This window comes from Trichocoleus sp. FACHB-6 (genome assembly GCF_014695815.1).
Taxonomy (GTDB): domain Bacteria; phylum Cyanobacteriota; class Cyanobacteriia; order Cyanobacteriales; family FACHB-T130; genus Funiculus; species Funiculus sociatus.
In genome coordinates, this window is record NZ_JACJOY010000090.1 from 14,539 (window position 1) to 38,930 (window position 24,392).

General features: G+C 44.7%; 22 protein-coding genes. 9 read left to right on the top strand and 13 right to left on the bottom strand.

Translation table 11 applies throughout. The annotated features are described in order from the left end of the window. The first annotated feature begins 16 nt into the window (after positions 1–16). A complete protein-coding gene (locus H6F66_RS17135) occupies positions 17–1,693 on the top strand; it encodes a serine protease (protein WP_190423497.1) in 1,677 nt (558 codons plus the stop codon). 331 nt (positions 1,694–2,024) lie between these two features. Here H6F66_RS17135 and H6F66_RS17140 read toward each other — a convergent pair whose 3' ends face one another. From H6F66_RS17140 to H6F66_RS17155, 4 genes are all read right to left on the bottom strand, one after another. Further along, positions 2,025–3,689 (bottom strand): FAD-dependent oxidoreductase, encoded by a 1,665-nt coding sequence (locus H6F66_RS17140; protein WP_190423638.1) that lies wholly within the window; start codon positions 3,687–3,689, stop codon positions 2,025–2,027. Between the two features lie 165 nt (positions 3,690–3,854). Further along, positions 3,855–4,949, bottom strand: coding sequence for an alkene reductase (locus tag H6F66_RS17145; protein ID WP_190423499.1), 1,095 nt, complete (start codon positions 4,947–4,949; stop codon positions 3,855–3,857). Positions 4,950–5,382: 433 nt separating this feature from the next. Beyond that, positions 5,383–5,781 carry a transcriptional regulator gene (locus H6F66_RS17150; RefSeq protein ID WP_190423500.1) on the bottom strand — a complete coding sequence of 133 codons (399 nt, stop codon included), beginning with the start codon at positions 5,779–5,781 and terminating at the stop codon, positions 5,383–5,385. Continuing rightward, positions 5,765–6,064, bottom strand: coding sequence for a type II toxin-antitoxin system HigB family toxin (locus tag H6F66_RS17155; RefSeq protein WP_190423503.1), 300 nt, complete (start codon positions 6,062–6,064; stop codon positions 5,765–5,767). Before H6F66_RS17155 ends, H6F66_RS17150 begins: the two co-directional genes overlap by 17 nt. 260 nt (positions 6,065–6,324) lie before the next feature. Here H6F66_RS17155 and H6F66_RS17160 point away from each other — a divergent pair, with 260 nt between their 5' ends. Then, positions 6,325–6,960 carry a Uma2 family endonuclease gene (locus H6F66_RS17160; protein ID WP_190423505.1) on the top strand — a complete coding sequence of 212 codons (636 nt, stop codon included), beginning with the start codon at positions 6,325–6,327 and terminating at the stop codon, positions 6,958–6,960. A 75-nt stretch (positions 6,961–7,035) separates the two neighbouring features. On the opposite strand, the gene H6F66_RS17165 is transcribed toward H6F66_RS17160, so the two are convergent. The 5 genes from H6F66_RS17165 to H6F66_RS17185 all read right to left on the bottom strand — a co-directional run bounded on the left by H6F66_RS17165 (position 7,036) and on the right by H6F66_RS17185 (position 11,981). Further along, the gene (locus H6F66_RS17165) at positions 7,036–7,374 is read right to left on the bottom strand and encodes a XisI protein (RefSeq protein WP_190423507.1); all 339 of its coding nucleotides are present in this window, start codon (positions 7,372–7,374) and stop codon (positions 7,036–7,038) included. Next, positions 7,359–7,778 (bottom strand): XisH family protein, encoded by a 420-nt coding sequence (locus tag H6F66_RS17170; protein ID WP_190423509.1) that lies wholly within the window; start codon positions 7,776–7,778, stop codon positions 7,359–7,361. Before H6F66_RS17170 ends, H6F66_RS17165 begins: the two co-directional genes overlap by 16 nt. A 32-nt stretch (positions 7,779–7,810) precedes the next feature. Beyond that, entirely contained in the window at positions 7,811–8,005 is a 195-nt protein-coding gene (locus H6F66_RS17175; RefSeq protein ID WP_190423511.1) for a hypothetical protein, read from the bottom strand. A 253-nt stretch (positions 8,006–8,258) separates the two neighbouring features. Then, positions 8,259–8,615, bottom strand: a complete 357-nt coding sequence (locus tag H6F66_RS17180; protein ID WP_190423513.1) for a hypothetical protein — start codon at positions 8,613–8,615, stop codon at positions 8,259–8,261. Between the two features lie 147 nt (positions 8,616–8,762). Continuing rightward, positions 8,763–11,981: a hypothetical protein gene (locus tag H6F66_RS17185; protein ID WP_190423515.1), complete on the bottom strand. Its 3,219-nt coding sequence runs from the start codon at positions 11,979–11,981 to the stop codon at positions 8,763–8,765. Between the two features lie 298 nt (positions 11,982–12,279). Between H6F66_RS17185 and H6F66_RS28970 the strand changes: the two genes are divergently transcribed. Continuing rightward, positions 12,280–12,402 carry a hypothetical protein gene (locus tag H6F66_RS28970; protein WP_277873946.1) on the top strand — a complete coding sequence of 41 codons (123 nt, stop codon included), beginning with the start codon at positions 12,280–12,282 and terminating at the stop codon, positions 12,400–12,402. Between the two features lie 26 nt (positions 12,403–12,428). On the opposite strand, the gene H6F66_RS17190 is transcribed toward H6F66_RS28970, so the two are convergent. The 3 genes from H6F66_RS17190 to hflX all read right to left on the bottom strand — a co-directional run bounded on the left by H6F66_RS17190 (position 12,429) and on the right by hflX (position 16,000). Next, on the bottom strand, positions 12,429–13,385 hold the full coding sequence (locus tag H6F66_RS17190; protein ID WP_190423517.1) for a hypothetical protein: 957 nt from the start codon (positions 13,383–13,385) through the stop codon (positions 12,429–12,431). A gap of 290 nt (positions 13,386–13,675) precedes the next feature. Then, positions 13,676–13,966: a hypothetical protein gene (locus H6F66_RS17195; RefSeq protein WP_190423519.1), complete on the bottom strand. Its 291-nt coding sequence runs from the start codon at positions 13,964–13,966 to the stop codon at positions 13,676–13,678. A gap of 321 nt (positions 13,967–14,287) precedes the next feature. Continuing rightward, entirely contained in the window at positions 14,288–16,000 is a 1,713-nt protein-coding gene (hflX, locus tag H6F66_RS17200) for a GTPase HflX (RefSeq protein WP_190423521.1), read from the bottom strand. A gap of 321 nt (positions 16,001–16,321) precedes the next feature. On the opposite strand from hflX, the gene H6F66_RS17205 reads away from it, so the two are divergent. The 6 genes from H6F66_RS17205 to H6F66_RS17230 all read left to right on the top strand — a co-directional run bounded on the left by H6F66_RS17205 (position 16,322) and on the right by H6F66_RS17230 (position 22,795). Continuing rightward, a complete protein-coding gene (locus tag H6F66_RS17205) occupies positions 16,322–17,218 on the top strand; it encodes a poly(R)-hydroxyalkanoic acid synthase subunit PhaE (RefSeq protein WP_190423523.1) in 897 nt (298 codons plus the stop codon). Between the two features lie 7 nt (positions 17,219–17,225). Beyond that, positions 17,226–18,281 carry a class III poly(R)-hydroxyalkanoic acid synthase subunit PhaC gene (phaC, locus tag H6F66_RS17210; protein WP_190423525.1) on the top strand — a complete coding sequence of 352 codons (1,056 nt, stop codon included), beginning with the start codon at positions 17,226–17,228 and terminating at the stop codon, positions 18,279–18,281. Between the two features lie 196 nt (positions 18,282–18,477). Further along, positions 18,478–18,765, top strand: a complete 288-nt coding sequence (locus H6F66_RS17215; protein WP_206755800.1) for a hypothetical protein — start codon at positions 18,478–18,480, stop codon at positions 18,763–18,765. 73 nt (positions 18,766–18,838) lie between these two features. Further along, positions 18,839–19,552: a Crp/Fnr family transcriptional regulator gene (locus H6F66_RS17220; protein ID WP_190423528.1), complete on the top strand. Its 714-nt coding sequence runs from the start codon at positions 18,839–18,841 to the stop codon at positions 19,550–19,552. A 143-nt stretch (positions 19,553–19,695) separates the two neighbouring features. Further along, positions 19,696–20,403 (top strand): Crp/Fnr family transcriptional regulator, encoded by a 708-nt coding sequence (locus H6F66_RS17225; RefSeq protein WP_190423530.1) that lies wholly within the window; start codon positions 19,696–19,698, stop codon positions 20,401–20,403. Between the two features lie 220 nt (positions 20,404–20,623). Then, positions 20,624–22,795 (top strand): P-loop NTPase fold protein, encoded by a 2,172-nt coding sequence (locus H6F66_RS17230; RefSeq protein WP_190423532.1) that lies wholly within the window; start codon positions 20,624–20,626, stop codon positions 22,793–22,795. Positions 22,796–22,815: 20 nt separating this feature from the next. Here the strand turns inward: H6F66_RS17230 and H6F66_RS17235 are convergent, their stop codons facing one another. After that, entirely contained in the window at positions 22,816–24,294 is a 1,479-nt protein-coding gene (locus H6F66_RS17235; RefSeq protein WP_190423534.1) for an MFS transporter, read from the bottom strand. Positions 24,295–24,392: the final 98 nt, after the last annotated feature.

A 24,392-nucleotide genomic window follows, 5' to 3' on the forward strand; every position in this document is an offset into this window, starting at 1 on the left:
CTCTGATGACCTTTATATGTCTTTAAGGTTAGATCAGCTACTGAAAGCTTGCACAGTAAAAGTAGAAATATCGAAAGGAAAGAGTTATGGTACTGGTTTTTTCTTTGCACCTAAACTTATTTTAACCTGTGCCCATGTAATCAAGAAGTCTGTTGGCGAGTTTGTTGAGATTTTTCCTGATGGTTACGCTCATCCTATTCAGGCACAAATTAAGCATTGCTTCTCTAAAGAAATTGATTTAGCAATCCTTCAAACTTACGTAGAAGATAGTTTTCCTTGCGTCTACTTAGGAACAGGAATTCAACCACGGGATTTATGCTACACGTATGGCTACACTGATGATAAGGAAGGTTTCCCTGAAGGTGACCCGGTCACTCTTGAGTGCGAAGGACTTACAGGAGGTTCAATTCAGCGAATTAAGCTAAAGGGTGGTCAAGTTCGACCAGGATTAAGTGGTTCACCTTTACTAAACCAGAGTAGTGGTAAAGTCTGTGGAGTTATTAAATTTAGTCGTGGACTAAGCTCTGATTTGGGAGGTGGAGCAGTACCAGTAGATTTAATCTTCTCTGAATTACCAGCTCTTGAAAAGCTTCATAACGATTTTCACAAATCTGATACACGCTGGTCAGAACTTTTAGATTATGATGCTGAAGCTTTTGACTCAGATTGGACTTATTTAGATTGGGGTTGGCAAAGATTTGGGAATTACTTTAAAGCGCTGTGGTTTCTCTTAAAGGTAGCTTTCAAATGGATTATTTTAGGCTTGAAAGCTCCAAGAGCCTTTCCACTAAGAACAATAACATCACTTATAGAGCATACATTCAAAGGTGATTTAGGGCAGGAAATTAAACGCCAACGCAAAGAACTCACTCACAGATTAAATTTGGAAGTCGATCTAGAAGGTTGTGGACAGGCTAAAATTCTGAACGAGCTGGACTCCCAAGCAGGAGTTCTTACTCAACTAATTGATATGTTAATTAGCGAAGATCAAGATTTAGCAAGTACATCACGCCTGCTGTGGGTTACAGAAGTGCTATACGAACAAAGAAGTTTGATTAGAGAACTCAAGAAAAATGACGGGAATTCTTATCCACGGCTTGAATCTTTTAAAAAGCGGTTCAAGATATTTAATGAGGCAGAAGATAATAATTATATAATTGCCGATAGAATTGTAGGTAAGTTGGTAGTTCGGCATACCAATAGTAATTTTATCTTAGAACACTCTTTTAAATCTTTCCTTATTGAGTTACTAGAAAGGATTAAAGATAATCCTAAATTAACTTTAATGTATACTGAAAAAATATTTATTTTTTTAATCCCAAAGTTCAGGGATTTAACTCCAAATGCTGCATCTTCAATAGAAACAATTTTAAGTGATTTAGAAGAAGAGATTAAGAGAAACCCTAAGCTAAAAATTATAAAAAAGATTCAATTGCTTTTGGAAGCTGTTTCCGGGGAGTTAGTTCAAGGTGGGCCCTTCAGGGCATTGAATCAAACAGGTGTTTATCACTTTAGTAGAAAATGTAATCGTTACCCTGAAAGAGTAAAGCCAGAGGAAATGAAAGAAATCTTGTGCTACAACACTCGTAAGGAAGCAGAGCAAAAACATAGAGCCTGTAAAATTTGTTTGAGCTTTGAGAGTTTATCAAGCAACGATATTGAGTTTATGGGAGAGGAGCCAACTGCATATTGAGCATAAATATTGTCCTCTTCCTCACATTTATCTAACTCCGGCAATGATAAATGCAAAATTAGCATTTGAGCATCTGGAACGTAGCATCAAGAAAATCTTGAAAGAAGCTAGAGTATGGTTGCCCTTCAGTGAGAAGGCAATCACCTCCAGTACGCTAAGTGATCGCTAACCTCTCAACCGCTATCTGTAATTGTCAAGCGATCGCTTTCCCTTAATCAACAAAGCGATCGCTTGTATGGTTTATTTTAGGGCGTTGATGAAAGGGTGAACACGTTAATGCTTCCCTGAATGCCTGGAAAAGCATTACTTTTTCGAGCCAGCCAATTTTCCATCACACAACTTTACTCAAATATTGATGGACAAACTGAACGCAAATTGAACCTTCGCCCACTCCCGAAGCTACCCGCTTCACCGAACCATGACGCACATCGCCCACTGCAAAGACACCGGGAATATTCGTTTCCAGCAAAAACGGATCGCGCTCCAGCGTCCATCCCTTCGGGCGGTGTCCATCCTGTTTCAAGTCTGGCCCAGTGATGATAAAACCGCGCTCGTCTCGCATAATGGTGCCATCTAACCACTGAGTTCGCGGTACTGCGCCAATAAAAATAAACAGGGAAGTGGCCCCAACAGTTTGCATTTCCTCAGTCATAGTATTGGCGATAGTAAGACCTTCTAAACTCGTCTCGCCTTTTGCCTCAACAACGCTGGAATGCACCTGTACTGTGATGTTCGGTGTCGCCTCAATCTGGTCAATCAGGTACTGAGACATACTCTTAGTTAGAGAGTCGCCCCGCACCAACATCGTCACCTGGCGGGCGTACTTAGAAAAGTGCATCGCCGCTTGTCCGGCTGAGTTTGCCCCACCAATGATGTAAACATCTTCATCCTGACAAGATAGCGCTTCTGTCTGGGCTGCACCATAGTAAACACCTGCCCCGGTCAGACGGTCAAGCCCCGGCACATCAAGCCTTCGCCACGACACGCCAAGCGCCAGAATCAAGGCGTGACAACTGATTTCGCTACCATCTGCGAAGGTAATAAAACGATACTGGTCTTGGACGCGAATGCCTGTTACTTCTTGGGGTGTGAGAATTTCCACGCCAAAGCGTCTCGCCTGTGTCACTGCACGCCGCGCCAAATCGCTTCCACTTAAACCGACTGGAAAGCCGAGATAGTTTTCAATCCGGGAACTTGTCCCAGCTTGTCCGCCTGGGGCTTCTCGTTCCACCATGACGGTGTGTAGCCCTTCGGATGCGCCGTAGACTGCTGCCGCTAGGCCTGCGGGGCCGCCACCAACGATAATTAGGTCATAAAATGGCTTTCCAGCTTGCGTCTGTAACCCAATTTTCTCGGCAACTTGTATGTTTGTTGGCTTTTCGATTTTCGTACCGTCGGGGAAGAGGACAAGGGGCAGGTGTCGCTGATGACAGTCGGCGTAGGTAATGAGTTGTTGTGCTTCTTGTGATAACTCGATATCCAACCATTCAAAAGGTACTTGATTTCGAGCCAGGAAGTCTTTAAGTTGATGGGAATGGGGCGACCAGCGGTTCCCAATCACGCGAATGCCTTCAAAGGGCGGCCGGAAGCTTGCCAGCCAGTCATCGAGTAAATCGTCTAGAACTGGGTACAGGCTTTCCTCTGGCGGGTCCCAAGGCTTCATCAGGTAGTAATCGATCTGGGTTGTGTTGATGGCGCGAATGGCTGCATCGGTGTCTGCATAAGCGGTGAGCAAGGCGCGTTTTGTGTTTGGGAATAGTGAGAGTGCTTGTTCGAGAAATTCTACCCCGGACATTTGCGGCATTCTTTGATCTACTAGAAACAGCGCCACCCCTTGGTTGCGGAGTTTCAGTTGTTGCAGTGCTTCGAGTGCTACTGCTCCCGACTCGGCACGCAAGACGCGAAAGCGATCGCCATATTCTCGCTGTAAGTCGCGGGCGATCGCTCTGAGGACTTCCGGATCATCATCAACTGTCATAATTACGGGTTTAGCCATAGTGCGATCGCTTTCTCCCTTTCCCTTGTTGGTGGCGTATCCGTCAGTGCTTTCGCTGTCGAAACAAGCGATCGCTCTCGTCCAGTTTTTACAAGTTAGATGAAACTGCGTCAATACTTCTCACGGTAGAGATTGGGCTTCCCCGATGTCATCCTTACCCTTATGTTAATTGTGCTGAAGTTCTAAGAATGGGTAGTCGGTGTATCCTTTTGCATCTGGGGCGTAGAATGTCTTCGGATCTGGCGTATTTAAAGCCGCGTTCACTTCAAAACGTTTTGGTAAGTCAGGATTTGCCAAAAACAATTTGCCAAAGGAAACCAAATCTGCACCTTTGCTGGCAAGAATACTATCTCCTTTCGGATGATCGTAGCCGCCATTGGTAATCAAAGTTCCTTTGTAAATCGGGCGGAAGATAGGTGTTATCGGGTTCAGAACATCGCGGCTTGCCAAATCAGTTTCATTTGCTTCCATCAGGTGGAGATAGCCAAGATTAAAGCTGTTGAGGGCATCTATTACATAACCGAAGGTTGCTTTTGGGTTTGAGTCGTACATCCCGTAAAATGTGTTACTCGGTGAAAGCTTAATCCCCACTCTATCTGCACCCCAGACACTTGCGACGGCTTCGACAACTTCTAGAACAAATCTGGCGCGGTTTTCAATTGAACCCCCATATTCGTCTGTGCGCTGGTTGGTGCCATCTTGAAGAAACTGATCGATCAGGTAGCCAAAAGCACCGTGAAGTTCAACTCCATCGAATCCAGCAGCGATCGCATTTTCAGCACCTTTGCGGAATTGTTCTATAATCTCTGCAATTTCGGGCGTTTCCAATGCGCGGGGTGTTTCCATTGGCACCTTGCCTATAGGGGTGTGCAGTTCTCCGACAGGTGCGATCGCGCTTGGTGCAACTGGCAACTCCCCACCTAGCAAAGAAGGATGGGAAATCCGTCCACAGTGCCACAGTTGCAGAAAAATTCTCCCTCCTTTCTGATGTACCGCATCCGTAACCAGCCGCCAACCCGCAACTTGTTCTGAGGAGTAAATGCCCGGACAGTTCATGTATCCCAGGCTAAGGGGCGAAACCATTGTACATTCGGTAACAATCAGTCCTGCACTCGCCCGTTGTGCATAATATTCGGTCATCAGCGAGTTTGGGATGCTTTCAATTGCCCGTAAACGAGTCATTGGTGCCATCACCATTCGATTTGCAAGCGTGTAAGGGCCAAGCTTTACAGGTGAGAAAAGATTGATATCTGAATTCACTGGCTTAATCTCCCTAAATAGAGGCAACTATTAACTCTAAGAGCAGCTTCAGCGATCGCAACCTCATAAAGATGAAACTCATTCTCAGCAATCTCTGCATAATATTTATAACTGAGTTTCAATATCCAAAATCAGGAGATTTTGTTAAAGTACGCCATGTACAAGTTTTATTAGCCCTCCTTAAAAAGGGAGGACAACAAGTGCGATCGCATATCGCCCGTAGGTTGTGGTTGACCAAGGAAACCCACCAGTTTTATACTTCGTCATCGCTGGTATCATTAATGCGATCGCTATCCTCGCCAATCCTGAAATGCGATCGCAGTTAAGTTAAACACACCCAGCAAGCAAGATTTTGGGATGATGGATAGTATTTTTCCAATGGTTCAGAAAGATTTATCCGTCGAACATCAAGCTCAATAATTTGACAAAAGCATCAGATAAACAGCGTCGGCGATACTTTAAAGTAATCGCCTAGCGCCTTGGCTTGTGCCTTACTAATTGAGCGCTTGCCATTCACCACCTCGGACACTACGCCACTCGATCCAATAACACCCACCAAGTCAGCTTGACGAGTACCACTGGATTCCAGAATGTGTTGGAGGATTTCATGAGGCGAAGATTTATCTATTGGATACTTCTGTGACTCATAGGCTTCAATCAGCGTCACTAGCAACTTATGCAAAGCTCGCTCCTCTGGAGTCCGATTTTTTGCAAACGTAAGCCGTTCTGTCACTGCCAAGATGCGATCGTACTCCTCTTGTGTCTCAATCACTTTGGGAGCGACTTCAGCTAGTAGATTGCAATAAGCAGCTTGATCAAAAGTAAGGGTCATTTTTCCAGTTGCCCTTGTCGTATTCGGCATGAGTTAAAAAGTATTTGTAGTAAACCGTTTGGTTTTCGTAGTCGATACCGACAATTAAGCGATAGTCATTGCCTTTGATGTTGAAGACAGTGAAGTTGCCAACGGCTTCAGCATCTCGGTAAATCTTACGAACGTCCTCCAAGTTTTGCCATTCTGCCTTGTTGACGGTTGCGTACCATGCGTCGATTTGCTTTTTGACATCGGGGTACTGGTCAGCATCAGCGCGGAGGTTGCGAACCGAAATTAGGTGCATTTGTCTTTACTTTCATATGCGATAAATATATAAATTGTTCTTTTATACTCTCGTTTTGAGAGGCATCTGTCAAGATGCGATCGCTCCATCTAAAAGTTGCTGAGATCGGGTGCAAGGTGGATAGTGGGTGAGCAGTATAGTGCGATCGCGATAGTAAAGCCAAGCAGATCAAATATCGCCTGTAGGCTGGGTTGTGCATTGCGAAACCTAACATCTACTAAAGAGCGATAATGATTCTTAAGTGATCGAGCAGGCTGGCGATGATTAAGGTGATCGTTAAACCAAATGCTATCGAACTGCCAGCAGGGGCAGTGGTAAGAGTCCCTGGAACTTGGCAGGATTATCAAGCAATGCTTGAACATTTAGGCGATCGCACTTCCCCTCGCATCAAGTACCGCGATGGAGAACTATTACTCATGGTTCCTTTGCCTGAACATGGTAAGCAACTCGACATTATCATGGACATGGTAAAGGTGTTGCTACGCCATCAGGGGCTGAGGTTCGACTCTTACCATGAAACCACGATGGATTTGCCTGAGCATAGTGGTGTCATCCCTGACCATTTTTTCTATATCGGTGAGTTACCAGTAGTGGGAAAACGTCGAATTGACTGGAGTAATGATCCGCCACCCAATTTGGCAATTGAGTGTGATATTACTTCATTCACCAGCGTTAATGATTATCTGCCCTATCGAGTCAGTGAACTTTGGATCATCCGCCGACAGAAAATTGAAATTTACCAGTTTCAGGATGAGCGCTACATTTTAGTTCAGCAGAGTCAATTTTTCCCTGGATTTGACTTGAATGCCATCTTTACCGAGTGCATTTCCGATGCTTACCAATTAGGATCTGGCGCGATTGATAAATTAAGCGATCGCTATCCTCGCCAATCCTAAAATGCGATCGCTGCATTTGGCGTTGATGTTGGACGGGAGTAGATGTTGGGTTTCCTGGGTTAACTGAATCTACAATCAAGCCACTGCAAAGCCTGTATACTCCCGTATTTTGGGATGGCGAAACCCAAGTACAATATCTTCTTTAGGAACGCCTGCTTCTAGTAAATCGGTAGCAATACCTTCTTCGGTATCATCATATTGAATCCAGATTTTATCATCAATTAAATCTAGGTGAATCGGCGTAGTGTGTAGATACTTGTCGTCATTCCAGCCAATATCCAAGACTAAGTAGCGTCCTCGTTCATCATCAAATAGAACTTGAGAGTTATAACTGTCAGGCAGGGAAGCTCGATATTGGGCGTGTTCTTGTAGTATTTTTTTAATGATGTCTCGGTAGTTCAATCGGGTATCCATTGCGCGATCGCCTCACTTTCATCATCAAAGACAATCAACCTAATAATTTGGTTCTTTAGCAGAACTTGTCCTAATTCTATGGTAAATACGCTGTTGAAGGTAGGACGAGAAACGGCAAGATAGAGAATTCGCTCTATACCCATTTCATTAAGGATTTGGCGATAGAGGACATACTGCCCCAAAGCTTGCTCCAAATCTTTGACATCAGACTGTCCGACAAAACTCTTGACTTCAACAACAATTTTTTGGAGTCCTTTTTCGGCACTAATGAGGCGTTCTGCACCGAGGTCGGCAGATAAGCGCTTCTTGCCTATTTGCAATGGAAATGGATCATGGGTAATTGTCCAACCATCCTTTTGTAAGGCACGCTTAACTGTATCGTGGTAGATGTCTCGCCTCGCCATGCTGAATTTATAGGGTTTGCTATCTTCCTAGCTTAGTGCGATCGCTGCATTTGGCGTTGATGTTGGACAAGAGTAGATGTTAGGTTTCCTGGCGTTAACCAACCTACGGTGATGAGCGATCGCACTCCGCAGCGATCGCAGATGTCCCTCACGGTAATTGGCGCGTCTGATGGGTTGATGATTCCGGTTGAATCTTCGGTAAAGGGCTGAGAGTGGTTGATTGGCACTCTAGATTGATTAGCTTCCTCAAGGAAGAGGATGAGACATTTGGGGGAGGGTTTTGGCTGTAGTTCAGTTTCGCGATCACTGGGTGGGGTTACAGGTCGTCATCATATGATTCCAACTCGTGGTTGACTCTGGCTATCGCTAAGAGGAATTTGCAAAAAATTCTTACACTATAAGCGCTTGAGACTATCAAACTAACCACTTTGACTACAAAGTGCGGCTTTTATTTGGGGTATGGGATTAGCTATGAGTGTGTCAACGTTGCTGGAGCTTGACGCAGCGCTGCTGGTAGCTGAACATCCAGCAACTACTAAAAGGAATCTCGATGAGTCGTCTCAAGACTTTCTGTTGATTTACATAACTAACTGGTGTGTGTTTCTCAGTCCGTATGGCAGTGTGGTTCAAAGCTCCATCCTCATCGAGGCGGTATAGGTCGAGCGTACCATCAGACTTATACAAACCAGCAACCATTACGGGTGCTATATGCGCGAGCCTCAGCAAGGCATCGGCTTTGCTTTCGTCGATGATAGCCGACGTGAACCTACCGCAACTGGTCAGTCGCACCGATGAGTTGATGATGGCGACGGTTTCACCACTGGCGCTTTTGACCATACCCCAAATATATGCAGGATTTTGTAGTCAAAATGAAGAGTCAAACGCAGCGTAAGCTTTATCTATCAATAGCTTGGGCGAAATCCACTGCACTGATTTAACTTTCGGTAGTGTAACTGTCTGGTCGTCTGTATCTATTGCCCTCGATCAGGTTGAGCTTTTAAGGGACTTACCCTTAACCCTCACCGATATGCTCCCATCACTCATCAATGAGAATTCCTCACTGTACGACTGTTCATAGTCAAACAGCCGACGAGATTCTTCATTCAATTTATCCTTCTTTTGTTTCGGTGTCTGAGCTGGCAGCAAAGATCCATACTTCCGCAAGCGAGTGCGGTTTTTCCCATTTTGATAACTGCGGTAAGTAGGATATAGCTTTGAGTCAGAAGACCTTTTTACTTTCTGAGGACATAGCGCACTGTCATACTCTTCCAGCATTTGTTTGTAGTTGATATGACAGTTATCATTATCCACTTCACCGTTCTCGCCTAAGCACAAGTGATATCGCTCTGCCGACAAACCATATTTCTTTCTGGCTTTTCCATGTTCTTTTCTGAATTTTTCGTATTGATCGTGCGTGCGGAAGGTGAATTGATAGAGTTGGAAGGCTTGAAAACTCTTGACCTTTGGCTCATAGTCCCCAGGTATTAATATTGAATACTTGTAATGAGACTCGTATCGCTGTTTATAATCTCCACACGATACCATCTCATAGTCGGTATAAGGCATCGGAATTGTAACGCGCTCTGGATTATGGCATATATCTTGCAGGTAGTATTTTGTAAATACTTCCTTTCCTTTTCCTTGTTTAGTCTTATGACTTCGACGCTTAATAATTGGCTCGTTGTCTGGTTTTGGGTATGACTTCGGCGGCGTCAAGAGATAGTTTGCTGCCCCATCGGTAGTAAGGCTGGTGTATAAACCTTTAGATTCAACTTCAAATTTAAGCTTATCTATAAATTTTTCGATAAAATCTTTGGGGAAACAAGCTTTAATATGTTTTGGAATTAACTCTTCATCTATACATTTAAGTAGAGGATGTCGTTTAGGTTTGCCATCATCGTCATACATCTGGCAGTGTTCAATGAAACTTGATTCACCTTGACGTAACTCTAGAATATCAGCATCGCGCCATTGATAACTCTTTGCATTCCCTATAGCCGCCCAATTCCAGCCTTGGCGGCAGCGCTCTTCAGCAGTCTGACAAGGTAAGCGATGAACTAAGTGGTGGCGTGAGTGAAGAGGTTGAGGTTTATACCGTGTGTTTCTTCCCACCAGCACACGATTCAGACACCAGGACACTCCATCAGTTATCGTTTGAAAGCCTCCCAAAGCCGTTTCCAAACACCAAACCATCAAGCGAACATCGCTGGTTACATTGTTGGCTACGATGGGATTACAAATGTCGAAATTTCTGCTGGAGAACGCACCGTAAATTGTGTTGTTCATCAGCTTGTAAAGATTATTCATTGCTTCGCTTTCATCCGTACCTCCCTGACTTTTCTTCTTATTTTCGCTCCGTAATTTGATAAGTTTATTAACAAGTATTTCTCCTAGTGCAACCTTTGTCCATTTTTGCTCTTCATCGAAAGTATCCAAATTTTCGGCTAAATTTTCTAAAGGTACAAATTTGTCTTTGGGATAGTAACCTCCGATTAAAACTTTCCCATTCTCTTTGATATACTTTCTAAGTTGAGGCGTAGCAACGTAATCTAACCAATAAAAAGTAGAAGTTGTAAAGGGCGATTGAATAACTTGATGAGTATAAATACGGGTGTCGCTAGGCTCTATACTCTCCTCTTCATTCAAATATTTTGACGTTCTGTATGTCACTGATGGAAGAAAGTTTTGCGACTCTGGTAGTTCTCCCCCTTCAACAGTTACATAAACAAGTTCTAAATTTTCTGCTGCATTCCCGCGATGTTTTTCTATGTATTCTTTAAGTGGTATGTCTCTAACTACTTCTAAATAACCCAGTGGAAGCTCACGCTGTTTTATAACTGTTGGATAAGCTTGCTTAATATCTGAGTCGCAAATAACTTCCTTCTCATCAAACTTAGAAATATATAAAGGTTGCCCACAGCAAGTTCGCCCGCCAATTACTTTTGTCAGCAAAAGCTTTTCATTTAGCCTATTTTGTTTTTCTTTTTGGGATTTTCTGTCTTGCTTGCCTCTAAATTTTTCTGATACTTCATTTTCAAATAATGCTTGTAAGTGCTTAGAAGAACCATACCGCATTAATTTTTCGACTAAATCTTTAATTTTTATTGGAGCAATTTCTGGATTAACTTGTTTAACTTTATTAATAACAGCAGATTTTAGTAAATTTCTAACTGTAGCACCAATTGTCAGCTTCGGAGGTTTAAAATCTGGCACAGACAAGTCATGATAGACTGTTTGCATCTTTTCATTGTATTTCACCAAAATGTCATAATAGATACATTTTGATTTGGCAAACCCTAAAAAACGCTCCCAGTCACGCTCGTAAATATCTTGGATGTTATCTTCATCTTCTTTGTTAATTTTGGGTATGTATATTGATTTAACATTAGAGGCAACTTCTGATAAATCTTTGCCATTCCCGTGAATAGCACATACATCTATAAATTCGACACTGACTTTAAACTTTTGTCTAATTGAGGAACAACCGGAGTCCGTCGAAAAAATTGGTGCTATTAACAGGTAGGGAAGTTCAATAGATTGATTTAACCAGGTCTTATTACCTGCGTGCAAGTATGAGTTTGATTCATTGAGAAATCCACTTTTAACTTGCTTTAAAAGTTCTTGAAGTCCAGCCCCACCTACTCTGGATTGGCTCTTAGCCTTATCTAGTGTGTAGCGACGGAAGAGCTTAAAGATACTTTGTTTTCCCGAAAAGCAATAAATGACAATGTTGAGCGTTGGGTAATGTTTCGTCTTTGCCTCATACCAATCTCTTCCATGCAGAATTTTTACTTCAAAGTCAAGTTCTTCTATAAATAACTGTAAGGGTATGAAGTCTAATTCTGCTTTAATTAGCTTTGCTTCTGGTTTTGGAGTAATTGAATAAACTAAAGTTTTCTCAGGAGAATCCATGCTTAGCAGGCACATCTGAACGGTTAGAAGTTTCGATGGAATCTCATCTCCCTTGAGAGGTGTATTTATTGAAATTGTTTTTGAAATTGGCTGAAATTCAGCAGCTAGATTGATTGGAAAATGAATAACAACATCTTTGGGTGACTTTTTATTTTGAAGCGAAATATATTGATTAATAACGTCTTTATAAGTCATCCCTTTATTGAGATCAAATAAATTGTCTACCTTATCTGCTTTACAAAAGAAATTTTTATAATCATTGTTTCGGCAAGATTTTTCTCGATTCAGCATAAGGAATAGGAATTATATGGTCTTTGCAGTTTAATCCCTTACTGCCTTTGTGGCAGCCAAGCTCGCATAAAGGGGATCGCGCTCTCCCAATTGACAGCTTATCAGTAGGTTGGTTTGAGCGTTGGAAACGCAACACTAGCTATGTAATGGTGTTTGATGGCTCCTCGCTCTAGCTCATCACATCCTATAGGAAAGAAACCTAGTTGATCGTGCCTTGGTAAAAGCTCTAATCAATTATAGTGCGATGATCGCAAATCGCCCGTAGGTTGGGTTTCCTGCGTCAACCCAACATCTAATTTTGTTAAAATCCAACCCTTCTAGACCCACCAAACCCACCAGTTTTATACTTTCTCATCGCTGGCGACATCAATGCGATCGCTCCCCTGGTGCGCTTTGTGCGATCGCACTCGATAAGCTTTGAGAGAATAAGGAGCGATCGCGCTCTCGTTAGTCTTTCTTTTTTTTATCTTTTTTCTTTTCCTTTTCTTTTTCCTTGTGCTTTTTCTTTTTGTCTTTACCTTTAGTTTCTTCTGCTGCTCGTAAAATCAAATTTCGAGCCACAGTTTGGGTACCCGTATGCTCGTAGTAATTAGTGGACATATCCAGAAAGGCAGCTAGATAATCCAACTTACTATCAGCAGTATTCATAAACTGTTGTAAGTGAGTAACAACGTTTTCTGGCGTTAACCCATGAGATGCAACAAAGTTACTCATCCAGCCGTTAACTGAGGCAAAACTCTCACCAATGAAGCCTAATTTACCAGCCGTAGTACCGCCAGGAATTGCAGTGTTGATACTTTGATAGGCTGTATTTCCTTCTAATTGCGAAGGATTGAGCTGAGCGAGAATTGATTGAGCTTTGAGGATGAAGTCAGGGCCAAGAGGAATCAATCCATCAACGGCAACTAGCGCCGCCATCCGCATTATGGATTCATTGTGATAGTTTCCTAAAGAAGTTCTAAATGCTTCAATGCTGGTAGGAATTCCGTGCAACCGACAAAAGGCAATCAACTCTACTACCAGCTTTAGGGACAAATCAATGGCTTGTACAGTATCAGGTTTGGGAGTAAGCTGGTTTAAAAAATTCAAGAAGCTGATTTTCTCGCCAACTTTGTTCGCCAGTGCTGCTGCACCGATAGCGCTATCGGCACGGTCAATTGTTTGGTAAAGCCATAAGGTTTGTTGATAAACTTCCGTTGGATCGTTGTACAGCGCGATCGCTCTGTCGCCAATCTCCTCAATCAAGTCTCTGTCGGTAACACCTGTCACCGCACGGATGGTGTTTTCAAACCCCACGACGTTTTGCCACTCACCAGGAACGACAAAATCGAGCGATCGCAGCATATAAACGGTCATGCTGCTAGTTGGCAGGGTATCCACCAATTTAGAAATAGATTGACTCACGATAGCTCCTTTTTCTAGTAGATGTTTACCTCTCTATAGCAATCCTATTTGCGTTGTGAGCCAGCCCTTCAGATCCCGGACTTCTTAGAGAAGTCCGGGATCTCGCATTCACGAATCATTTAGGACTGCTATAACCTAATTTTTAGGAGTAAGTGCCTTTTACAAAAAGTTACAGAATTAATCTTAACTTGCCAGCGCGATCGCAACAAAGCCCATAGATTGGGTTGGGCGTTGGAAACGCAACCTCTGTTTTGTTCAACTGCTGTCGGAGCGCAAATTATTTGTTGTTACTACCGTTGGTGAATGAATGCTCGGAGTGAAAACCAAGCAACGGCAGCAAGGGGAAGGACAATACTGATACCAATGGCGGCCCCTTTCAATCGTTGTAGCGAGAGTACAGTTAATTTGATACCAAACACTGTCACTACAGTGTTTGTCCATTCTTCTAGTTGATTTGGAGAACTGGTAGGAACCAGAACCATAATCGAAAAAAACAGTGCCAGATAGAAAGCTAAAAACGCTGCTCCACCACCAACTAGCGCCAGAGTGACTTTTTTGACTATCTGAAGAATTTCTTCCATCGCCTAAATACTTGAAATAAATCGGAAATTCGTCACGTCCCCTAGGATAGCGAAGAATGCACAAAAGCGATAGCGAAGCGATCCGCCGCAAGACAGATCGCCCTTGATAAATTTCGGGAAGATTAAGCAGAGTGCGATCGCACTCTGGTTCATCTTTCTTTTTTTCCTTTTTCCTTGTGTTATTTCTTTTTGTCTTTGCCTTTACTTGTGCTGGTCGTAAAATCAAATTCCTCGCTACAACTTGCCTAGCCGTATGCTCGTAGTAATTGGTTGACATATCCAGAAAGGCAGCTAGATAATTCAACTTACGAGCAGCAATATTCACATTTTCATAAGTGGAGTCTGTGAACCAGCTTCGTCAATTAGTTGCACCAATCGCTGGCGTAGCGTCTCTAAACCTAAGCGTCCAGTTGCGGAAATAAACACGGCTTCAGGAAACTCTTGTTGAGCTAAAGCCAAGTTTTCGCTATCTACTTTATCGACCTTGTTAAAAGCAATCAAAGCTTTACCAGGAAGAGTAGGCATTTCTGCTAGCACATCCATCACTGAACGGATATGGCTTTCCCAAGCTGGATGGGACACATCGACCACATGAAGCAACGCATTCGCCTCAGTTACTTCCTCCAGGGTGGCGCGGAAAGCATCCATTAGAGGTGGCGGGAGTTCGTGAATAAACCCTACCGTGTCTGTAAGCAGAAGAGACCTCCGATCTTGAGTGTTTGGATCTGTAATTACCAGTTTTCGCGTTGTCGGGTCGAGGGTGGCAAATAGTTGATTTGCTGTATAAACTTCGGCATGAGTCAACGCATTTAGTAGCGTCGATTTACCCGCATTGGTATAACCGACTAACGCAATAGAGGGAATTTCTTGCTGTTGTCGTTGTTGTCGCAACCGGGAGCGATGGGCTTGTAATTGGTTAACTTCCTGCTGAAGTTGGGCGATTCGGCGTTGAATCGTTCGCCGCTCAGTTTCTAGTTTGGTTTCACCCGGCCCTCTGGTACCAATTCCGCCTCCAAGCCTGGACATTTCCCGACCTCGACCCCTGAGCCGAGGCAGCATATATTCCAGTTGCGCCAGTTCCACTTGCAATTTACCCGCTTGGGATTGAGCGCGTTGAGCGAAGATATCCAGAATTATTTCAGTTCTGTCTACGACTCGGATGTTAATCTGCTCTTCCAGGTTTCGTGCTTGGGAAGGAGAAATATCTCGGTCAAAAACGATTAAGTTGGCTCCTAGCTGATAAGCACGTTGGGCAATTTCTTCAATTTTTCCTTGACCGACAACCGTTTGAGGATGGGGGCGACTTCGCTTTTGTTGTATTGTTTCTAATACCTCTCCTCCAGCACTATCAACTAATCGAATCAGTTCTTCAAGTCCATCTTGAAACCGTTGGGGAGACACGTCCTCGGTCATCAACCCAACCAGTAACACTTTGTCAGAATCGGATTCAATTACTTGGAATTGCGATTTTCCATCGCTTGATTCAGAGAACTCGATTTCCCATTCATCAACTAAGTCGTCAAAGTCTTGTTCGTTCAGCTCATCTAGGCTGAGGGGAGGAGAAACAATCCAAGGCGTTTCTTGTTCGGGTACAAGGTGAGCTAGGTAAGCTTCCTTGACTAAGCCTGTGGCTTCACCGTCCCGTCGTCCCGCTCCGTTGCCAGTGGGGATTAACACCAAAGCGTCTAAGCGCTGCCGTGCCATTGCTGTCAGTGTGGCTGGGTCAGGTGGCTCTAATTTAAGTTGAGTGGCAATGCAGCGAATCCCACTCAGGCGTTCCGCGCTATGCCGGGGAAGGTCTTGGGGCGGGATTTGAGTTTGGCTTGGCGTACCGACTGCAACTCGGATTACTTGCCCACGCCGATTGAGGTAGCAGCAGACGGGGTGGTGAATCTCTGTACTGATTGCTGCTAGAGTTTGGGCGAATTCGGGAGTAGTTAGGCTATGGGAGGGTTGCCGTTGCTCGTACAGGCGCTGTAGTTGCTTGATGTAACTAGATTTTACTCCTTGTATATTCCCGTAAATGGTTTCCATAAGATCGGCTAGAAAACTAGCGCATTAAGTTCATTGATTTAATAATTACTAATTTTTTTTATTGACTAAATCTTCCCTTTGGACTAAGTAGGGGTATGAATCGGCGGCTGACCAACATAGGATTAAGTTAAGCATTCTACATCTAGGAAACAGAAGGTCGCCGAACTCTATCTAACCAAGCCGAAGTGGAAGGCTGAAGACGTTATTTTTGAGATTGGCCAACGCTGTTGGCAATCCGGTTATAAGGCAATAAATGGTGATGAATAGCACAATTACACACGTACCAAGCTGCGTGCTGATTCTCACAACGAGAAATGGGCTATGCAAGTAATATGCGATCGCATTCCCACTAATCATACCTACGGTGACGAACTTGCCACAGGAAAAAATCTAAGATTAATTTTGCCCACTTACGTCACCAATAGTTCAGCAACAATGGAAAAAGACGCTACTTACTGGGTCGAACAGACTGAGAATCTGGTGAAAACGTGGGCTGAGACTCAAAAGAAAATTCGGGAAAGCTGGATTGATTTTATTAAACCTGTGACAACTCCCGAAACGCCTGCTACAGTCAACGGTATTCAAAATCAGGTCGAGTTATGGCTTCTTTATGCGGAGGGGCTGCAAAAGTTAGGTCAGTGGGTAGAACCACTGCGCCAGTCACTAGAAATGGTAACTCAGGCGATGGGCGGCGATGTTGCATCAATAGAGCTGAACAACCTCTACTGGGACTATCAACAGACTGGCAACTTACTGCAAAGCCCAAGTCTGGGATATACCCGTGAGTTCAACAACAAACTGCTTAAAAGCTTTGATGCCTGGACAAACTTCTATAAAGCGAGCTTTGACTATCAGCTAGTGCTGGTCGATGTCTGGATGAGAGCCTTTGAGCAGCTGATGCGATTGGCATCCTCCCAGGAAAAGGGCGAAACGCTTCAGAACTGGCGGCAATTTCAGCAAGTCTGGAGTAGGGTATTTGACCAGGCATTCGCACAGACGTTCCGTTCAGAGAATGCCCTTGAGATTCAGGGGAAATTCTTGAATGCAGCCATGACCTACAGGCTCCAGCAGCAACAGCTAATGGAAGTGTTTCTGAAGATGAATAACTTACCAACTCGCAGCGAAGTTGATGAAATTCACCGCAACGTCTACGAGCTGCGTAAGGAAATCAAAAGCCTTAAAAAAGCTTTAGGAGAATCCCAACGCAGCGAGTCTTGAGGATGCAATGCACGATTTTACCGAGCTAACCCAAAAACTGTTTAAGGGTGTCGAGAGCTTCAGCCGCCTGCGCGAGGAGGACATTCAGATTGGGGTGACACCCAAGGAAGAAGTTTATCGGGAAGATAAGGTGGTGCTGTACCGCTTCACACCAAAGGTGGAGCATTCGCTGAATATTCCTATCCTCATTGTTTACGCTTTAGTCAACCGTCCCTACATCGTCGATTTGCAGGAAGGGCGATCGCTTGTTGCCAATTTGCTCAATCTTGGCATGGATGTATATATAACTGACTGGGGTTATCCCAGTCGAAGCGATCGCTTTTTAACTCTTGAGGACTACATCAATGGTTATATCAATAACTGTGTGGACGTAGTACGCGATCGCCACAACTTAGAGCAAATCAACCTGTTAGGCATTTGTCAAGGGGGCGCTTTTAGTCTCTGCTACAGTTCCATTTACCCAGAGAAGGTGAAAAACCTGATTACTATGGTCACTCCGGTTGATTTTCACATCCAGGAGGGACTGCTCAATGTTTGGGGTGGAAGCACTCTAGGATCACAAGCGCTAGACGTGGATCTAATGGTAGATACTCTGGGTAACATCCCCGGCGACTTCATGAACTTAGAGTTTTTGCTGCTGAAGCCGTTCCAGTTAGGAATTCAGAAGTATATTGACCTTTTGGATACTATCGAATCAGAGGACAAGCTGCTCAACTTTCTCCGCATGGAAAAGTGGATTTTCGATAGTCCTGACCAAGCTGGAGAGGCTTATCGACAGTTTATGAAGGATTTCTACCAGGGAAACAAACTGATTAAAGGTGAGGTCGAGATTGGAGAGAAGCGAGTGAATCTGGAGAATATTCGCATCCCGATTTTGAACATTTACGCCGAGCAAGATCATCTAGTTCCCCCAGCATCTTCCTTGGCTCTTGAGAAGTACATTGGGAGCGAAGACTACACCGTGCGTTCCTTCCCAGTTGGGCATATTGGGATGTACGTCAGCAGTAAAGTGCAGCGAAACCTTCCTCCAACTATTGTCGATTGGCTTAAGGTGCGAACCTAGAATAGTTGACGCTATCTAAGTTTGCGATCGCGAGTGCATTCCAATGCAAGCAAAAATATCTGGCGATTGAAAAGATGTTGTTGGTCTAGCGAAGGTTGTGACCCCTCCCCTTGATCGGAGAGGGGCTTCCGGACTCCCCCTTCCCTTGCAGGGAAGGGGCTGGGGGGTTAGGTCTTCCGAATTCGCCAACAACATCTTGAAAATCGCAGCTATACAAACGAAGTCTGTGGGCAATTTACTTTCATTGGGATGCTCCGCGATCGCTTTCCAGAAAGCTGCGCTAACGCGATCTACTGTAAGCAGCAGCCCCCTTGCTAACGCCTCGCTGACGCTAACGCGATCGCAACCCTTTATAATCCCACCTCTTGGCTCTGTGCCGCCTCTACCGCTTGCGGTAGAGGCGGCACAGAATTTCAGTTTGCTACAATATAAGAGCCAGGTTCTAACTTACTGGTCATCAAACACCTCAAGACATTCGGACTAGGGTATAAATTCCTCTCCCCGTGCCGTCAGTTGTTTCTTGCAACGGGTTAACCCTAGGAGATTCGTAATACCCAATGTCTAACGCTTCACCCCAAGCAGTCAATCGACTGCTTGCTGCTCTGCCTCTGGCTGAGTACCAACGCCTTCTTCCCAATCTAGATCAAGTCTCGCTTTCTCTTAAGCAAGTCCTTCAAGAGGTTGGTGAACCAATTGAATATGTCTATTTCCCCCAGAATGCAATAGTTTCTGCGCTCACAACGATGGCAGATGGCTCGATGATCGAAGTGGGCTTAGTGGGTAATGACGGAGTTACAGGTATGCCCGCCGCTTTGGGAGACAACATCGCAACTACAACCGCGATGGTGCAGCTAGCAGGCGCTGGCATGAGGATGAAGGCAAGCGTGCTTAAAAGCGAGTTTGGGCGGGGTGGTGTACTGCAAAGTCTGCTGCTACGGTACATACAAGCACAGCACGCCTTCGTCACGCAAAGCGCTGCCTGCAATCGCCTCCATTATCTGGAGGGGAGACTTGCTCGTTGGCTACTGCTCGTCTGTGACCGTGTAGGGTCAAACGAGTTGCAGCTCACTCATGAATTTCTCGCCCAGATGCTGGGTGTACGACGTGCGGGTGTCACGGAAGCGGCTCACACGCTTCAACAGTCAGGACTGATTCGCTACACCCGTGGCAATGTTACCATCCTGAATCGGGAAGACTTGGAAGCGGCTTCGTGTGAGTGTTATGAAATCATTAACGGCGAGTACGCTAGGTTGCTAGGCACAGACGGTTAATTATGCAGCATACAAGAGCCAAGTTCTAACTTACTGGTAAATAAACACCTTTTGACATTCGGACTAGAGTCTAAATTCTTCTCCTGATACTGTTAGTTGTTTTTTCTAAAAACATTCAAGGCGAGGAAATTCCTCGCGACCTCATGCCCAAAGTTCCACTCAAACCAGTCAATCGGCTGCTAGCCACTCTGCCAAAAGCTGAGTACCAGCGCCTTGTTCCACATCTAGAAAACGTTCCGCTTCCTCTCAAGCAAGTCCTTTACAAAAGAGGCGAATCAATCGAATACGTCTATTTCCCCCATCGTGCAATAGTTTCTTTGATTGCGACTACGGAAGAAGGCTCGAACGTCGAAGTCGGCATAGTGGGTAATGACGGAGTTACAGGTATGCCCGACCTTTTGGGAGACAACATCGCGACCATAACCGCACTCGTGCAGCGAGAAGACTCAGGCATGAGGATGAAGGCAAGCTTACTTAAAACTGAGTTTGGACAGGGTGGTGTACTGCAAAGCTTGCTGTTGCGGTACACGCAAGCCCTGTACGCTCTAACCTCACAAAATGCGGCTTGTAACCGCCTGCATCAAATCGATGAGAAACTTGCCCGTTGGCTACTGCTCGTCTCTGATACTGTAGAGTCAAACGAGTTGCAGCTAACTCAAGAATTTATGGCTCAAATGCTGAGTGTACGACGTCCGGGGGTCACGGAGGCGGCTAGCCGCCTTCAACAGGCAGGACTGATTCGCTACCACCGTGGCAGAATAAGCATCCTGAATCGACAGAAATTAGAAGCCGCTTCCTGTTCGTGTTATGGAATCATCAAAAGTCAGTACGCTAGGTTGCTAGAACACTGACAATGTGTTCCTTCTACACAACCAGCCTTAATGCTAATGTCCATCGAACAGTAGACAAGAGCAGAGCTTCATTGATGATACTTTATGGGCATTGGTATAAAGATAAGCGATCGCATAATTAGGACGTAATGCAACACCCCACACTCAGCACGCCAGGGGGGTGTTAATTAAACGAACGTTCAATGGCAAGGACACCTTAGTTAACAAAGAGAGAGACTGCATGGCTCAAACAAAGAACGATTCAAAGGTCTTGCCAGAGGATTTTAGTGACCCATCGGCAGACAACGCCTTAATCGAGCCGAAACAAGACCGATTAGGATATGCACCCTTTGCCAAACATCTTGCAGACAGTATTTGCCAAATGAACTTTCCTGAAGGGTTCGTTATTGCAGTTTACGGTTCCTCAGGTTTTGGCAAATCGACACTATTGAACTTCTTAACGTACTATCTCCAGCAAAAGCCAAAGAACGAACAACCTATTATCGTCCCTTTTAATCCCTGGTTATTTTCAGGGGGCGAAGACATCACAAGGCGCTTTATTAACGAATTACAGACAGTTTTGAGCAAATTCAAAGCTGTCCCCAAAGGCTTCATAAGTCGAATAACCGATCTTGCTAAAGTTGTTTCTGAAATTCCTCTTCCTTATGCTCAAGCTAGTAATGCACTCGTAAGATTATTTGACGATAAAGAAAAGGAGACTTCTGACTTAAAAGAAGAAGTCGAAGATACACTCGAACAGCAGCATCCGCGAATCGTAGTAACCATTGACGATATTGACAGGCTCTCCGCTGAAGAGATTAGTCAATTATTTTATCTTATTAAATCAATTCCCAACTTTACTAACGTTGTCTATTTGCTTGTTTTCGATCAAGAAGTTGTCATCAAAACCCTTGGAAATACACAACCTATACCTGGAGAGACCTACCTTTCGCAGATTGTTCAAGCTTCTTTTGAGTTACCCCTCCCAGATAAAACCTCACTCCGCAGGCTACTTTCTGAAAAACTCAATGGCATACTGGCTGACACGCCAAAAGAACTATTCAATCAAAATCGCTGGGGCAATGTTTACTTACAAGGGATAGACCACTTTATTACCAATCCCCGCGACATTGTTCGCCTGACCAACCTCTTAACTGTGACATATCCAGGGGTAAAAGGTGAGGTAAATTCAGTTGATTTCATTGCTATTGAGTCCCTGCGAGCCTTTCGCCCAATGATATATGACATAATCCGCAAAAATCCTACATTCTTTGGGGGAACCGCAAAGACCAAAGGTTATCTAATTCCGACATTAGACGAAATCAAAGATTTTCACCATTCGTGGCTGGCTCAGTTTGAAAATGAGGATAAAGAACCAATCAAACTGCTGCTATTGCACCTTTTTCCTAAATTAGAAGCCGTTTGGCGTAATACCTCCTCCCCTGCACAAGACGAGTCAATATGGCGCAAGCAATTACGTATTTGTAGCTTAGATATATTTCCCAACTACTTCCGCCTGGTACTAACACAAGATGAATTCTCTGATGCTGAGATTAAAGCAATCTTTGCCTTGGCAAAAGATGCAAACGCATTTGGGGAAATTCTTGTAGAACTCGCTCATCAAAAACGCTCTGATGGCACGACGCAAGTTCGGGCATTTCTTGAACAGCTTGAGGATTACACTGAAAAAGAAATTCCTACCCATTGCATTCCTTCAATTGTGAAAGCTTTGTTGGATGTCGGCGACCAGCTTTTACCTCCGGAAGACGAACCGCAGGGGATGTTTGATTTTGGCAATGACATTAGAATTGAACGCCTTATCTCTCAACTGTTGCGTCGGATTGACGAACAAGCACGGTTTGAAACCTTGAAAGAGGCAATGTCAAACGGTAACGCCTTATCCATAATTGTGCGCGAAGTAGCAACCTTGGGTCAGGAACAAGGTAAGTATGAAGCCGATGAATCTATCCCCGAAGAGGAATGGCTCCAGAGCGTAGAACACCTTAAAGAACTTGAAGAAATAGCCTTGAAGCGGCTGCGAGATGCTGCACAACAAAACTCCCTGCTGGAAGCCCCAAAGCTATCTGAAAAATTACACTATTGGCAAAGTTGGGCAGGAGAAGAGGAAGTCAAGCGATGGGTTGAAAAGATTATTGATAATGACGAAGGGCTAGTTAATTTCTTGGAGAAGTTCCTGCAAAAAGATTGTAGTGAGTATGGGTCGGACGGGACGCAGAAAACAGGCTACAGACTTGACCCTAAGTGGGTTGAACCCTATCTCGAACCATCCTTGATCCTTGAGAGAATTAGCCACCTCGATGAAACAAGCGAGTTAACAGAAGATCGGAAAAATGCGATCGCGCAATTTATCCGAGAATGTGAGATGCGGCAGCAGGGACAAGACCCGGATTAGGCAAGGGTTTAGGAGCAAACTTATTCCTTTGCTGCAATCAGCTTTGTTGGCTGTGTGACTGGGAACAGGACTCGCATTAGCTGACCCAGAGGCATAGAACGCTGCTCATGAACAAAAACTAAGGGCAGCAGGGCAAACAGGCGCAGGACGGCTGACAGAGCAAACACCATTGGTAAGCCACCCAAATTAGTCACAGTCGCGACATAGCCACCAATGCTAATTCCGATTGCTCCAGTGATACCAGGAACCGCCGCCGCAACAGCAAAATAAATTGACTGATTGCGTAGCGGTGTCACCGACATCATCAGATTACCACTGCACAGGTCAATCGCCGCCCACGTCGCACCGCCGAGTATGTGCAACAAGGGGAACCAAACCCAAAGGAAAATTGGAGCAGTTCCAGCTTCTAGCCACAGTAGAGGTGTCAAAGCCACCAAAATTCCTACCATTATCATCAGCGGGCGATTGCCGATCCGGTCAGCCAGTCTACCCCAGAACATCAGCATCAGCAAGTTAGCACCAGCTCCCAAGCTGCCATAAAGCGTTACCACGCTCACATCTAGCTTGAGATCGCCCAGCAAGAAGAGGTTAAAGAAGGGAGCGCTGACATTAACCGCGAAACTCCACAAGCCTGAGTAAAGAAGAAACCTCAAAAAATTGGCATCCTTGAGGAAGCTAAAAACTCTCTCCCCGGATGCCCCTTGCTCTGTATCCTCAGCGGCGGCGTGTACTAGCTTTGGGTTCACATCAGTCATCAAGAAGTGAAAGCCGAGACTGATTATCCCCAGCACAATTCCCACAACCAAGACCACACCGAAGCCAGAGAGCGCTCCACCGGGCCACTTCGATACCGCTACACCCAGCAGCGGCACGCTGATGAGATTGGTCAAGTTCACAACACTATTGCGGAAGCCAAAATACCGCCCCCGCAATCGCTCTGGTACTAACACAGCTACCCAGGTGAAAAAGGAAGCACGACCCAAAGCTTCCAAGATATTAGCCACCCAGATAATTGCCAATGTCAACAGCACCAACTGGTGCGGCTGGATACGAGATGTGCTGACCAACCAAATCCCTGGCACAATTAGCAACCACAGCAGCCGCGAGGTGCCGAAAATCAACAGGGAATACCAGTTGCGGCTGTTGATGCGGTCTCCCAGATAGGCTCCCAGGGGTTGCAATAGATTCGTCAGCTGGGCAATGGAGGCGAACATACCAATTTCAACGGCACTGGCACCAAGATCCAGCAAGAAATTACTGAGCAACGCGCCGCCGATAATACTGTAAAAGACCGTAGCCAAGGCTCCTTCGGTCGTTAATGCCCGCAGGCTTGTCCGAATTTCTGCCTTGGGAATTTTAAAGGGCGGCTTTGCAGGAAGTACCGTCTCGGATAATGCCTTATCCTCTGGTTGGACTTTTAATCCTAAATCTTTCTCGGTTTGTTGAAATTCAACTACTATTCCTGCCCCGTTTAGTAATCCTGTAGATAGAGGATTCATGGGTATATTTCTGTAACATACGCTACATTATACCCGAAATAGAAAAATTTACTTTTTTTGTTTCTTGAAACATCCCCACTAAGATAGATTTCGTGACA